Source organism: Paenibacillus riograndensis SBR5 (genome assembly GCF_000981585.1).
Lineage (GTDB): Bacteria > Bacillota > Bacilli > Paenibacillales > Paenibacillaceae > Paenibacillus_AQ > Paenibacillus_AQ riograndensis.
Map to the genome: position 1 here is coordinate 4,133,507 of NZ_LN831776.1, position 12,928 is coordinate 4,146,434.

Here is a 12,928-nt window from a genome sequence, read left to right on the forward strand (position 1 = left end):
AATAAATCCATCATACGGCTTGGTGAGCTAAGGTTACGATAGAACAAACTCCCGTTACCAGCATGACGATATCCGTATCAAAATGATGTCCTTTTTTCGTTTGAACGGCATGGATAAGATGCCTGTCATCTTGGTAAATAACCTTGACTTCTGACTTAATCATGAGGTCGTCATGAAGTTGACCTATGAGCAGCTAGTGCCCCATCAGACAACCTTGATCTTATTTTGCTCGCGTAGAATAATGGCTTTACGTTTATTCTTGTTTCGCCAGCGCAGATACGCTTGAATGGCCAACCCTAAATCTTGATGTTTGGCAAAATCACTACCTTCGAGGACGAATTTTCGTAGGGGCCCAAAGTGACATTCGATTCGGTTAAGCCACGATGCGTACGTTGGAGTATAGACGAATTCTACATTGTTCGCTGCGGCCCATTCTTTCACTTTGTGGTGTACATGCGGAGAAAAATTGTCCAGTAGATATATAAGCGTTCCGACCGATGAAACCGGCGCCGAAGCACATGGAGGAAACGAATAATATCCTGATGCTTCTTCGTTTTTGAAGCATGGCCGTAGAGTTGGTCTGTTTTCAAATCCAATGCCGCAAGCAGATGCTTGACTCCATGCGGACGGTTGTAGGTCGCCCGCAGCCGGACGGGTCTGCGTTGTTGAAACCAACCCTTCCCGCGGTAAGGTTGAAGAGAAAGCGGGCCAAATTCATCCATACAAATTACACGCCCGACCATTGGTGGGTTCTGGTAGAGGTCTTCGATTCGTTTTTTTTAGACGCAAAGTCCGGATCGTTTGAATCCTTCCATGTTTTTGTGTTTTGGTACGTAATCTTAGCTTCGCCTAGAATGACCCGGAGCGTTTCAATGGAGATGGAAGAGACGATCTTGCGTTCCTCCACGGCTTGTTTCAATTTAGAAAGCGACCAATTCGTAAACGGATAGCCGGCCACTTTGGGAGGAATTTGGGCAAGTTCAATGATCTCACTGCGTTCTTCTGGAGTGAAGGTGGGCGGACGTCCCCCGCAGTATTTCGGTTTAAGAGAAGGCAACCCTTCCTGATTAAACCGATGAATCGTGTGTCTAATATGCTCGCCTGAGATATGATAAAGCCGACTGATTTCCGGTACTTTCATTTTTTGGGCAGAAGCCAGAATAAGCAGAGCTCGACGAACCTGAACAGGGTCGGCTCCTTTTCGTGCAATTCGCTTGAGTCGGTTGCCTTCTTCCTGAGTCAAGTCACGAACAAAAATAGTCATACCGCTCACCTCGAGAAGTTGGATTTACGTATCATTACCCGTTTTCCCAACTATGATCTCTGATGGGGCACTAGTCAGGAAACCAACTGTGGAATGCGGCCTATATTTCAGTAAAGTCTTTACTGAGAATTAACTTGAGTATCTTCACAGCAGATCCTTGCCCTGCAAGGGTCTTTTTGTTGCGCTAAACTGGGCTAAACGGGACTTGAATTTATGAAAACAAGAATTCAACTTCATTTAATAAAAGCGCTTGCATGACAATCTTTCTATTGCCCGATAATCGATGCGATAATAGATTAGAGCATTATGCAGAAAAGGGGACATGTTCTTGGGAACGCTTAAGCTCATATTAAATTACCTGCAGCAATCGACGATGAAAAAGAGAATTATGTTTATTTTTGCTACGAACTTTAACGATTTGGTTGATATCCATATTTGGTGTGCCTCCTTTCTAAATAAAATGTTTTACCATCAGGTATTTCGATTTAATTCGAAATAACCTTATCATGAAGTAAGTATAAAGTAAATGGTTAATATTTTCTCCCTTGAGTTTGTTCTGCGGGCTTGGTTATAACATCCTTTCAATTCATTCATCAACTATCCTGCCAGTATAGCTTAATGAAGTGCCCGCCAGTCTAATACTTTATTTTCTCAGTCTACAACTTTATTTTCCTGGTCTAACACTTTATTTTTCAGTCTAATACATTATTTTCTTTGAACAACTGGGTAAGGAGCTGCAAAAACTGATCACCGATGCTTCTGTAAAGTACATTATGGGTGAAATTGACGAAGCGGCATTTGAAAATGCGGTCAGCACATGGAGAGAGCGCGGAGGGGATAAAATTATTGAAGAATTCATGGTACAGTACAAGAAGTAGCAGCGGTAAGTGAATAAAGGGGGGGAGACCACTTAACAGGAGTGGTTTTTTCCTTTTTGATGAAAGCGCTTGTCCGGAAATTTGGACCTTGTTAAGATGTAGGAAGCGAAAATGACGGACATGAGGAAGGGAATCTTATGCACATATTTAAGTCAGCATTTCTGGCCAGGCTGATGCTCTTCAGTATTCTCCTGGGCACCATCCCCGTCATCGTTCTGGGGAGCTTGTCCTATCTGAAAACGGGGAGCATTGTTCAGGAAAAAGTGAATGAAGGCTCTATGCAGACGATGACCCAGACTCAATTGAAGGTAGAACAGATTCTGCAGATGATAGACAATTCGATTATCCAATTTATCAATTCTCCGCTTGTAAAAGAATCCATTCATATGAATTTATCCACCATGGATTACATGGGTATTGCGGATTTGACAGAGTCATTGCACTGCCTGCAAACCTATGATCTCGGCATCCAGGAGGTTGAACTGTTGCAGACCGGGTATTAATGGAAAATATCCAACAGCGGCTTTACCGGATGGGAGGAATACCCGGGGCTGGAAGAGCTGGAAGCCATCTCTTCTGTTTCAAAGTGGGTTAGCATGAGCCGGGAAGTACCTGTTCAGAATGGCGTAACCGCAGCAACGGATAGTATAGCCTTGCTCAAGAAGCTGCCGATTAATACACTGGCGAATAATGTGGGGCTGGCTATAGTCAAATTGCCTGCTGCCCGGCTGAAGAATCTGATGCCTGTAACGGATGACGGCCGGACTGTTATTCTGGATAACCAGGGTAACCCGCTTATTCAACTGGAAGGTTATAGCACAGGGGGACTGCAGAATGTAGTAGACTTTCTCCAACTAGAAACAGAACTGAACGGTAAATTCGCTCTGCATCTTGACGATGTGCTGACCGGAGTGACCTATCGGAAATCCTCCTATAATGGCTGGACATATCTGTCAGTTGTATCTATTAACGATATTACGAGGGAAGTTAAAGCAATCCGCTGGTACACCGTCTACATATCTATTGGCATTTTTGCATTTATGATCGTGTTTTAGCTTATTTTCTCTAACCGGGTGTATGTGCCGGTGCGGCGGATTATTGAAGCAGCCAAAGCAGAGGTGTCTAAGGACAAGCCCGCCGCCGGCGGCAGGGATGATGAATTTCAGATCATCGGTGACCATTTGGATATCCTCCGTACCTCGCGAACCCGGCTGACTGTTCAGCTTCAGGGACAAACCCGCCAGTTAAAGGAATATTTCATCAGAAAGCTGCTCCTTGGACAATTGAAGCCAAGTGAGATTAATGAAAAGCTGGACCAGCTGCAGTATGTCTCTTCCGGAGAATGGAACTGTGTTCTAACCGTTCAGATTGATACACTCAAAGGAACCCGGCTAGTTGCTCATTAATCTGGTCAGAGAGTTGCAGCAGGCGGGGGATAGCCGGGCTGCTTATGGGCAGTTTCATCTCTTTGATGAAATATCCCGGCTGAAAACGGTCAGCGAGATTGAAGACTGTTTGATGGAAAGGGTCATCGCCCCTATGGCCAGTGCTTTTCATGAGAAGCTGGAGAGCCAGAACAAGAATATCTCTGAACGGATGATGGAAATTATCCATAAGGAATATGATGTGGAGCTGACCTTGGATGTGTGCGCCTCGCGTCTGAATTACCACCCCAATTATCTGAAGACGGTTTTCCGGAAAGAAGCAGGGGTAAACTTCAGCGAATACGTATCCAATTACCGGCTTGGAATTGCCAAGCGCTGGCTGCTGGAAACGGATATGAAAATTTCTGATATAGCTATTCCTCTGCTGATTTAGTGGACTGGACTTATGAAGGACTTGCGCTTTCGGCTGTATAGGATCATCCTTATCTGGATCCGAGTCAGATTTGTGAACGCCCAAAGGTTATTTACTGTGAGCGGACGGGCAAATTTGTCATGTGGATGCATTTGGACAATCCTACCCGGACCTATGCGGGAGCCGGAGTTGCCGTATCAGACACCCCGCAGGGCCCTTTCTCATTCCTGCACGCCAAAAAGCCGAACCGTCTGGACAGCCGGGATATGACACTTTTTCAGGATACGGATGGTAAGGTGTATTTAGTGCACAGCGCCAACTATAACCGGACCCTCTATATTTCCGAATTAACAGATGACTATTGTGATGTGACCGGATTGACGTTTCCCGTTCTGGAGGATCAGATGCGAGAGGCACCTGCATTGATGAAGAGGGACGAGAAGTATTATATGATCACCTCCGGTTGTACGGGGTGGGAACCTAATAGCGCCTTGTATGCGGAATCGGAATATTTGTTCAATTCATGGAGGCTTATTGATAATCCCTGCGAAGGCCCGAATTACCGGCAGACCTTTTTCGGACAAAGCACTTATATATTTTATGTGAATGGTCAGCCGTACCTGATGCTGGATCATTGGGTGCCTCATAATCTGCAGGGATCAGGTTATAGTATCTTACCGGTTACGTCTGAAAAGGGTTTGTTGACCGTGAAATGGAAGGATGAGTTTTACGGGATAAAATCCAGGCAGTAACCGCATAAGCATAGCCGCCAGAAGATTGTCGTTACCCAAGTCGAGAAGACTGGGTAACGACAATCTTCTTTTTTATTGCACAAAAACGTTTGACAATCGTCTTGTAAGCGATTAATATACGTTGTATACACTGTATACAACGTATACAGTTAACATCGAAGAGGTGATTACTCATTAAAATCATCGATACTCACATGCATCTAGGTGTTTCTAAATTTTCGGGAGTCAGTACAACGGAAGAGGATTTGATGCAGGCAATGGATAGGTTTGGAATTGCAGCCGGGCTGGTCATGCCGCAGCCGACATTGGATAATGTCTTTGAGGTTCATAGCCGAATCGGCGACATGATGACGAAGTATCCGCAGCGGATTTACGGGATGACCAGTCTGGACCCATGGCTGGCCGAAGATATTTATGTGGCAGAAGTAGAGCGCTGTATTAAAGAGCTCGGGTTCGTAGCGATCAAGCTGCATCCGCTGGGGCACAATATCAGCCCGTTATCCAAGCTCTGCAACAAAATCTATGAGCTGGCTGAGCTGCATCAGGTTCCGGTACTGGTGCATACCGGGACGGGAAATCCGTTCTCACTGCCATCATTGATGATTGACCCGGCCAAGCGTTATCCCGGAGTATCCTTTATACTGTGTCATGCAGGCTTTGCAGTATATGCGGATGAGGCGATAGTCGCAGCCAAGCACTGTGATAACATTTATCTTGAGCCTTCCTGGTGCCAGACTTATATGACACGGAAGATGATCGATCAGGTGGGGCTGGAGAAAATCATTATGGGCTCCGATCACATCAGCAATCTTCCGGTGGAGCTGGCGAAGTATAACAACATTGGCTTGAGCGACGAACAATTGGAAGCGATTTTTTATAACAATCCAAAGCGGATTTTCAAGCTGGAAGAGCTTTAAAAGCAGTGTGCAAATCGATTCATCCATACTAATGCCGGTTCCGGCAGCAGGGAGTGTACGTAATGGGCAAAACCGTACTAAGCATCGCAGGCACAGATTTTTATATTAACGGTAAAAAAGTATATGAAGAAATTCAGGACAGCCGACCTGAAGCCCACGGCTTGCTGATGAACGCAAGATTTATTCAAGGAATTTTCGATGACAGCGAGCAGCCGGAGCGGTTCAACCGGTTCGGGCGAACCTTTGATCCAGAGCAGAACACCGATGATCTGATCGCAGCGCTCCCGGAATGGTACGCGCACGGCCTGCGCGCCTTTACGGTAGGACTTCAGGGCGGCGGACCTTGTTTTACATTATTCAATGAGAAGCTGAACAATAATCCTTTCGATGAGGATGGCACGGTCTTCGATCCGGCCTATGCAGCCCGGCTGGACCGCTTGATCCGTGCGGCGGATGAAATTGGCATGGTCGTTATCGTGTGCTTCTTCTATTTCTTTCAGGCAGAGCGGCTGCGTAACGGGCGGGCAGTGCTGGAGGCAACCCGTGCAGCTTCACGGTTCCTCAAACAAGGCGGATACACCAACGTTATTATCGAAATCGCCAATGAGCATGATCTGACCAAAAAGCATTCTCTTCTGGAGTTTCCGGAAGGCATTGTGACGCTGATGGAAATGGCGAAGCAGGAATCTGGCGGTATGCTGGTCGGCTGCAGCTCCACTGCACCGGGGATCAGTGAGCAGATTGCGGAGGAGAGCGATATTGTCTTTTATCACGGGAACGGACGGACCCGTCAGCAGTATTACAACGATGTCCGTCAGCTGCGGAGCTTGGCTCCGGATAAGCCGATCCTCTGCAATGAGGATTCACAGGCGCTGGGCAATCTGGAGGTAGCCTTCCGTGAGCATACCTCCTGGGGTTATTACAACAACCTGACCAAGCAGGAGCCGCCTACAGACTGGGGGATTACGGAAGGGGAAGACCGGTTTTTCGCCTACCGAATGGCCAAAACGATTGGTATTACGCTGCCGGAGATTCCTTTTGAAGAACAATATTATTTACAGGGTCTGGAAAAGGAAATTACCGTTGACGGCAAAAGATGGATACGGCTCGCCAGTGTATATCCGGAGACGATTGATTATGTAGAGTTCTACCGTAACGATGAGTTGGAGCATCTGGGCTATGATGAGCCTTTCTTCATTAACTTTGTATTCAACTGGTATCAGAGTCCGGTGCTTGAACAGCCGGGAGACAAGGAGTGGAAAGCAGTCATTCACCTGAAATCCGGAGAGGTGCTGGAGAAGATCGTACACCTTTAATAGATGAGAATTATCTATATAGAATAAATAACGACTATATTTGGAGACGAGGAGAACTGGATAATGAGCAGATACAATATTTCTGTACTGGCTGGAGACGGAATCGGACCTGAGGTTACTGAGGAAGCATTAAAAGTATTACGCGCTGTACAGCGGAACTATGGCTCGTTTGATCTTGACTTTGAACAGAACGGTGCAAGCTCCGGCCAATTTCTGCAGATGGGAAAGGCGATGACCGAGGAGCAGTTCGGTCAGGCTAAAGCGGCTGACGCTATGCTAATGGGGGCCATCGGCCTGTTTGAAGCCCGCCATCCTGACGGTCGTGAAGTGAATGGAGATGTTATTTTCCGGCTGCGGTTTGACCTTGATCTGTATGCGGGTGTGCGTCCGGTGAAGCTGTATGAAGGGGTTCCGGGACCGCTCCGGGAACAGGAAAAAGGTATCGATTATGTAGTCGTCCGGGAAAATATCGAAGGCCTGTATGCCTCGCGAACCGGTGGCTGTAATGTCCGTGATGAGATTGCAACCGATACGATTATCATCACCAGAACTGGTACGCAGAAAATTGTTGACTATGCCTTTAGGCTGGCAGCGAAGCGCAAAGGCCGTGCTGCTGACGGTAAATCAATGGTCACCTGTGTTGATAAAGCCAATGTATTAAGCTCTTATGCTTATTTCCGTAAAATCTATGATGAAGTAGCAGCCAACTATCCTGATATCGCAAAGGATTATGCTTATGTAGATGCGATGGCCTTCTACCAGGTCATTCAGCCTGCCCAATACGATGTGCTTGTTGCGGAAAATATGTTCGCGGATATCCTGTCCGACCTCTCTTCCGCCACTATCGGCGGACTTGGGCTGGCGCCTTCCGGCGATATCGGTGACCGTCACGCTATGTTCCAGCCATCGCACGGCTCGGCGCCGGGAATTGCCGGCAAACAGATTGCCAATCCGATTGCAACAATCCTCTCCGGCGGCATGATGCTCGATTGGTTAGGTGAACAGCATCAGGATAACGCCCTGATTCAGGCAGGCAAGGACATCGAAGCGGCAGTAGCAGCAGTCTTGAAAGAAGGCACCATCCGCACCGGAGATATCGGCGGCAAATCTTCCACATCAGAGGTGGGAGATGCAGTAGTGCAGGCATTGACCAAGCAGCATGAGGGGGCAGAAGCATGGAGCAGCTCCAAGGAATAATTGTCGGCTCGGGCCATTTTGCCCACATCCAGCTGGAGGCGTGGGCAGAGGTTCAGGGCGGCGGGATTATAGCGGTCGTCAGCAGGGATGTTGAAGGAGCCAGAAAGCTGGCCGAGGCTTATCAGATCCAGAGCTGGGGGGCAGATACTGAGATCCATCAGCTGATCGACAGCTTAAACCCGGACTTCCTTGATATTTGTACTCCGCCTGATTCACACTTAGAATACGCCCGGATTGCTGCAGACCGGGGGATTGCTGTCCTGTGCCAGAAGCCTGTTGCGCCTACACAGGAGGAAAGTGAGGAACTCGTTCGCTACTGCAGAGATAAGGGCGTGCCAGTTATGATCAACGAGAACTGGCGCTGGCAGGGCTGGTATAGAGAAATCCGAAGTATTATCGACTCAGGTCGGCTGGGGCGCCTGTTTCAGGTATATTTTGCAATGCGTCCAGGTGACGGATATGGCGACTCCCCATATCCGCTGCAGCCTTACTTCAAAGATATGGAGAAGTTTCTGCTCTATGAAACTGGAATACACTGGATTGATACGTTCCGGTACTTATTCGGCGAAATTGCAAGCGTGTACTGCCAGCTGAGAACATGGAATCCGCTCGTCAAGGGAGAGGATGCGGCAACGGTGCTGTTCACCTTCGTCAGCGGGATGACAGGTATTTATGATGCCAACCGCACCGTGTATAACGCTGAGATCCGCCCGCCGGCTTATGGAAAAATGACGCTGGAAGCTGAGCTTGGCAATCTGCGGCTGGATGAAGACGGACGAATCTTCATTACTTTGCGCGGAGGAACCGAGCAGGAACATATCTACACTATTCCAGACGGCTGGAAAGGCGGCAGTGTTATTTCCACCCATCAGCATTTCATTGACGGGCTGCATTCAGGTGACAGCAACTATTTCGAGACTGAAGGAGAGAAGTATATGATCTCCCAGCGGATCGTATACGCCTGTTACCAATCGGCCAAGGAACAAAAAGCCATATCTATTGTATAGGAGGAGCAGGAGGTGCCTATGATCAACTGGAGAGAACAGCTGGAGATAAGTCTGGTGCATCCCGGGCTCTGGCCGGCTGCCGCTACTGATGAGCAGGTATGGGAGCGTTCCGTCCGTCTGGTACTGGAAGATTCATTCTTCGGACGGATCGAAGTCGCCCCGATTGCTAATCCGCAGCGCAGACGGCGGTTTGCGGAATGGCTGCGTGTAACGAATATGAAAGCAAGCTATCTGCTTCAGCCGCTGATTTTTGGTCAGGGCTATAATCTTCAGTCTGCTGATCAAGCAGAGCGGGAGCTTGCGATAAAAGCTCTTATCGCGGCGATGGATGATGCGCTCGAATCAGGAGCAGACCGGGTCACTGTAATCAGCGGCCCGGAAGATCCTCAGGCCCAGCTGCAGCCGCAGCTTGACCGGCTCAGCGATTCACTGCTGCTGCTGGACCAGGCGGCAGCAGAACGTAAGCTGAAGCTTGATCTGGAATTATTCGATACGGCCGTAGACAAAAAACGGTTATTCGGAGACAGCAGAATGGCTGACAAACTAATGCAGCAGCTTGCAGGGAGAACTACACATCTTGCTCTGCTTGCCGATTTGAGCCATGTACCGCTGCTGGGAGAAACCATCGAAGATACGGTATCTAATACGCAAGCCTGGTTAGGGCATGTGCACATCGGGAATTGCTGTACTAACCCCGAGGACGAGCGGTACGGAGACAAACATCCGTACTTCGGTTATCCCGGCGGCTGCCACGATGTGCCTGAGGTTGCCCGTTTCCTGCAAGCTCTCATATCAGCCGGTTATTTGTCATCTGACCGTATAGCCGGTCTCGGCATTGAAATCATCACAGCGGTGGATGAAGATCCGGGTCTGCTGATTGCCGGTGCAAAGCGGACACTGCTTAAAGCGCTTCAAGCCGTTGAGACCCGGTCCCCAAAGGCTGGTGATCTTATATGAAGCATCTCCGGCTGGCTTTTTACGGCGACGATTTCACCGGTTCCACGGATGCGATGGAAATGCTGGCCACGCGCGGGTACCGAACGGTATTATTCCTCGAGCCTCCTAATCCGGAGGAGCTAAAGCGGAATTATCCGGATGTGGACTGCATCGGCATAGCCGGAATCAGCCGGTCTCTGCCAAGCGGGAAGCTGGAGGAGGAGCTTGCTCCGATTTTTGAGCAGCTACTTGCTTATCAGCCGTCTGTTATTCATTACAAAGTGTGCTCCACGTTCGACTCAGCACCGGAGATTGGCAGCATAGGACGCGTTATTGATATCGGGAAAAGAATGTTCAGCAACCAGCAAGTGATACCTGTTCTGGCGGGTGCTCCTCCATTATCCCGGTACACTGTCTTTGGCCAGCACTTTGCGGCTGCCGGTGGGACCATTCACCGCCTGGACCGTCATCCCATTATGTCTGTCCATCCGGCAACTCCAATGGATGAAGCCGATCTCCGGCTGCATCTCGGCCGGCAGACTGAGCTGCCGGTAGGCTTAATGTCGGTGCTTGAGCTTGAAGGTGATGAAGAAGAAGTCTGGCAGACTTTTTCCGGTAAAGAGGAACCGGTCGTATTGTTCGATTCACTGGGCCGCAGGGATACATTGGCTTCCGGAAAGCTGCTATGGGTAATGGCCCAGGCGGCGGATACTCCGCTCTTTGTAGTCGGTTCCTCCGGAGTGGAATTTGCACTGGCTGAGGTGTGGCAATCAACATCCGGTTTAAAGCGTGAGCTCCCGGATTATACTGCTAACCATGTAATAGCGGAAGCAGCTGAGCCGATTGTTGTCCTTTCCGGCAGCGCTTCCGACACTACGAGACGGCAGATTGAAGTGGCAGAGCAGGAAGGCTTCATATCGGTCCGGCTTCCACTTCCGGAGTTTTTAAATCCAGACACTGCAGAAGCGGCAATGGAGAAGCTGTTGGGCTCAGCCGATGAAGCACTGCAGAATGGCTGTGACATTATTTTTTATACAGCTAAAGGCCCGAAAGATCCTGCAATTTCAGCCATGAAGGAGAAGCTGGCTGCAGCCGGCATCCTGCCGGATATGAGCGGGCAACTGCTCGGACAACTGCTGGGGCGCATCATGAAGGAAATCATCATGCGTAGCAGAACCAGAAGATTTGTTGTTGCCGGCGGAGACACATCAGGTTTCGCGACCAAGGAGCTTGGCATATCTGCTATGGAGATCGCCGTACCGGTTGCACCAGGGGCACCGCTCAACCTGTGTTACTCCAGTGATTCCCTTGTTAACGGACTTGAGCTGGCCCTCAAGGGAGGACAGCTCGGACAAGAGGATTACTTTTTAAGAGTAAAAAAGCAAATGGTGACCCAAGAACAGATAAAAAGGAGGGATAACGATTAGTACGTCAGAACAAGGGCAAGAAGTTATCGATGTCGGGCAGTATATGATGCATTACGGACTGGCTTGGGGAAACTCGGGGAATATAAGCAGTCGTGTGGATGCTGATTCCATGCTGATTACAGGGTCCGGCACCTACATGGGACATCTGGAGGATGGTGATCTGGTCCGGGTGAACATTTCCTCCGGGGAATATGATGCCGCCGGAAAGCGGCCTTCCAAAGAAATTCCGATGCATGCCGCAATCTATGAGGCACGTCCCGATGCCGGATTTATTATTCATGCTTCTCCGTTCTGGACGACGCTTGCTGCATGCTCAGACCTGCAGATTGAAAGCAAGCTGTTTGTCGAGAGCATGTATTACGCGGAGCGTATTGCTTATGTGGATTATTACCATCCGGGCAGCCGGGAGCTGGGAGAAGCCGTCCGGGAGAAGGCCAAGGAAGCAAATGTTATTATTCTAAAAAATCACGGTATTATTGTATTCGATTCTTCAATGAAGGAAGCGCGGATGGGTCTTGAAACGATCGAAATGACCTGCAGGATGGCTGCCACTATGCAAATGACCGGCTTAACCCCAACTGTTTTAAAACCGGAGACTCAACAGGATTTTCTCCAGCATTCCGGATACAAGCCCAGCCGTTTATGGTAATATGAGGGCAACCATTTAAAACAGAAGGATGAGAGCATGAACAACTTAGGGATAGTAAAGGATACTCTGGATCAGGCCGTTTACCTGCGGCTGCGTGAAATGATTATCAACGGAGAATTTCAGCCGGATCAGCTGATTATTCAGAACCAGCTGACGGAGACGCTTGGCGTGAGCCGTACTCCTTTGCGCAAGGCAATGGCAGAGCTTGAAATGGAAGGACTCCTGTATAGAACCTCAAAGGGCTGGTATGCAAAAAGCTTTACACTGGACGATATGATCTCTGTATTTGAGCTGCGTGCTGTACTGGAAGGCCTGGCCTGCCGGCTGATTGCACCGGTAATTGAAGAGGAGAAAATCATCTACATGCGGGCTATTTTCCAAAGCGCATACCAGAAAAGACAGGATCAGGACAAGGATGCCTACTATCTGGCCGATAAGAAATTTCATAACTTGATTGCCTCCGAAATTCAGGACTTTCATCTTTCCAAGTCGCTGGAGTCTTTCAAGGTGATCCAGACTAGTCTCACACAGGGCCTCTACCGTTCACCGGATGAGACCTATCCCGAGCATATGGCGATTATTGATGCAATTGAGAAGCGTGACGGCGACCTGGCCGAGGAATTAATGAGAAATCATATCCGAGCTACGATTGCTGTCCTGAGATCAGGAGATTCTTCTATTCATTTTTAATTTCAGCGAAACTTGGTTTCCGGCCGCTGTTGTCTGCAGCTTTCTTAAATTAACCGTTATTAAGGGAAAAGTCTGCAGGCAACAAATGCCAGAGAAGA

The 12,928-nt window shown here is 48.7% G+C and carries 16 protein-coding genes; 13 read left to right on the plus strand and 3 right to left on the minus strand.

Annotation, left to right across the window (positions count from 1 at the left end; all coding sequences use genetic code 11):
* Positions 1–204: 204 nt before the first annotated feature.
* The 3 genes from PRIO_RS37475 to PRIO_RS36420 are packed head-to-tail and all read right to left on the minus strand — an operon-like array spanning position 205 to position 1,264.
* A complete protein-coding gene (locus tag PRIO_RS37475; RefSeq protein WP_407944498.1) occupies positions 205–441 on the minus strand; it encodes a hypothetical protein in 237 nt (78 codons plus the stop codon).
* Positions 438–722, minus strand: a complete 285-nt coding sequence (locus PRIO_RS36855; protein WP_051010706.1) for a hypothetical protein — start codon at positions 720–722, stop codon at positions 438–440. Before PRIO_RS36855 ends, PRIO_RS37475 begins: the two co-directional genes overlap by 4 nt.
* Positions 723–727: 5 nt before the next feature.
* The gene (locus PRIO_RS36420) at positions 728–1,264 is read right to left on the minus strand and encodes a helix-turn-helix domain-containing protein (protein ID WP_052741478.1); all 537 of its coding nucleotides are present in this window, start codon (positions 1,262–1,264) and stop codon (positions 728–730) included.
* 1,015 nt (positions 1,265–2,279) lie between these two features.
* Between PRIO_RS36420 and PRIO_RS17335 the strand changes: the two genes are divergently transcribed.
* The 13 genes from PRIO_RS17335 to PRIO_RS17395 all read left to right on the plus strand — a co-directional run bounded on the left by PRIO_RS17335 (position 2,280) and on the right by PRIO_RS17395 (position 12,830).
* On the plus strand, positions 2,280–2,645 hold the full coding sequence (locus PRIO_RS17335) for a hypothetical protein (protein ID WP_020434261.1): 366 nt from the start codon (positions 2,280–2,282) through the stop codon (positions 2,643–2,645).
* Positions 2,646–2,738: 93 nt separating this feature from the next.
* Positions 2,739–3,197 (plus strand): hypothetical protein, encoded by a 459-nt coding sequence (locus tag PRIO_RS17340; RefSeq protein ID WP_020434263.1) that lies wholly within the window; start codon positions 2,739–2,741, stop codon positions 3,195–3,197.
* Positions 3,198–3,227: 30 nt separating this feature from the next.
* A complete protein-coding gene (locus PRIO_RS17345; protein ID WP_020434264.1) occupies positions 3,228–3,548 on the plus strand; it encodes a hypothetical protein in 321 nt (106 codons plus the stop codon).
* A complete protein-coding gene (locus tag PRIO_RS17350; RefSeq protein ID WP_020434265.1) occupies positions 3,538–3,960 on the plus strand; it encodes a helix-turn-helix transcriptional regulator in 423 nt (140 codons plus the stop codon). The genes PRIO_RS17345 and PRIO_RS17350 overlap by 11 nt, the downstream gene beginning before the upstream one ends.
* An 89-nt stretch (positions 3,961–4,049) precedes the next feature.
* Positions 4,050–4,691: a family 43 glycosylhydrolase gene (locus PRIO_RS17355; RefSeq protein WP_282705089.1), complete on the plus strand. Its 642-nt coding sequence runs from the start codon at positions 4,050–4,052 to the stop codon at positions 4,689–4,691.
* 257 nt (positions 4,692–4,948) lie between these two features.
* Positions 4,949–5,608 carry an amidohydrolase family protein gene (locus PRIO_RS17360; RefSeq protein ID WP_167345637.1) on the plus strand — a complete coding sequence of 220 codons (660 nt, stop codon included), beginning with the start codon at positions 4,949–4,951 and terminating at the stop codon, positions 5,606–5,608.
* Positions 5,609–5,670: 62 nt separating this feature from the next.
* Positions 5,671–6,924, plus strand: a complete 1,254-nt coding sequence (locus PRIO_RS33965; RefSeq protein WP_052741479.1) for a hypothetical protein — start codon at positions 5,671–5,673, stop codon at positions 6,922–6,924.
* Positions 6,925–6,987: 63 nt separating this feature from the next.
* Complete coding sequence (locus PRIO_RS17370) at positions 6,988–8,121, plus strand: isocitrate/isopropylmalate dehydrogenase family protein (RefSeq protein WP_046503774.1); 1,134 nt, start codon at positions 6,988–6,990, stop codon at positions 8,119–8,121.
* The gene (locus PRIO_RS17375) at positions 8,100–9,128 is read left to right on the plus strand and encodes a Gfo/Idh/MocA family protein (protein ID WP_020434270.1); all 1,029 of its coding nucleotides are present in this window, start codon (positions 8,100–8,102) and stop codon (positions 9,126–9,128) included. The genes PRIO_RS17370 and PRIO_RS17375 overlap by 22 nt, the downstream gene beginning before the upstream one ends.
* An 18-nt stretch (positions 9,129–9,146) precedes the next feature.
* Positions 9,147–10,085, plus strand: coding sequence for a TIM barrel protein (locus PRIO_RS17380; protein WP_020434271.1), 939 nt, complete (start codon positions 9,147–9,149; stop codon positions 10,083–10,085).
* On the plus strand, positions 10,082–11,491 hold the full coding sequence (locus PRIO_RS17385) for a four-carbon acid sugar kinase family protein (protein ID WP_020434272.1): 1,410 nt from the start codon (positions 10,082–10,084) through the stop codon (positions 11,489–11,491). Before PRIO_RS17380 ends, PRIO_RS17385 begins: the two co-directional genes overlap by 4 nt.
* 25 nt (positions 11,492–11,516) lie before the next feature.
* The gene (locus PRIO_RS17390; protein ID WP_282705090.1) at positions 11,517–12,140 is read left to right on the plus strand and encodes a class II aldolase/adducin family protein; all 624 of its coding nucleotides are present in this window, start codon (positions 11,517–11,519) and stop codon (positions 12,138–12,140) included.
* Between the two features lie 36 nt (positions 12,141–12,176).
* Positions 12,177–12,830, plus strand: a complete 654-nt coding sequence (locus PRIO_RS17395) for a GntR family transcriptional regulator (RefSeq protein ID WP_020434274.1) — start codon at positions 12,177–12,179, stop codon at positions 12,828–12,830.
* Positions 12,831–12,928 lie beyond the last annotated feature (98 nt).

Excerpts from the sequence above, each read along its gene's own strand:
- PRIO_RS36855 (WP_051010706.1), bottom strand. The coding sequence starts at position 722 with ATGGATGAATTTGGCCCGCTTTCTCTTCAACCTTACCGCGGGAAGGGT.
- PRIO_RS36420 (WP_052741478.1), bottom strand. The coding sequence starts at position 1,264 with ATGACTATTTTTGTTCGTGACTTGACTCAGGAAGAAGGCAACCGACTC.
- PRIO_RS17335 (WP_020434261.1), top strand. The coding sequence starts at position 2,280 with ATGCACATATTTAAGTCAGCATTTCTGGCCAGGCTGATGCTCTTCAGT.
- PRIO_RS17340 (WP_020434263.1), top strand. The coding sequence starts at position 2,739 with ATGAGCCGGGAAGTACCTGTTCAGAATGGCGTAACCGCAGCAACGGAT.
- PRIO_RS17360 (WP_167345637.1), top strand. The coding sequence starts at position 4,949 with ATGGATAGGTTTGGAATTGCAGCCGGGCTGGTCATGCCGCAGCCGACA.
- PRIO_RS33965 (WP_052741479.1), top strand. The coding sequence starts at position 5,671 with ATGGGCAAAACCGTACTAAGCATCGCAGGCACAGATTTTTATATTAAC.
- PRIO_RS17370 (WP_046503774.1), top strand. The coding sequence starts at position 6,988 with ATGAGCAGATACAATATTTCTGTACTGGCTGGAGACGGAATCGGACCT.
- PRIO_RS17375 (WP_020434270.1), top strand. The coding sequence starts at position 8,100 with ATGGAGCAGCTCCAAGGAATAATTGTCGGCTCGGGCCATTTTGCCCAC.
- PRIO_RS17380 (WP_020434271.1), top strand. The coding sequence starts at position 9,147 with ATGATCAACTGGAGAGAACAGCTGGAGATAAGTCTGGTGCATCCCGGG.
- PRIO_RS17385 (WP_020434272.1), top strand. The coding sequence starts at position 10,082 with ATGAAGCATCTCCGGCTGGCTTTTTACGGCGACGATTTCACCGGTTCC.
- PRIO_RS17395 (WP_020434274.1), top strand. The coding sequence starts at position 12,177 with ATGAACAACTTAGGGATAGTAAAGGATACTCTGGATCAGGCCGTTTAC.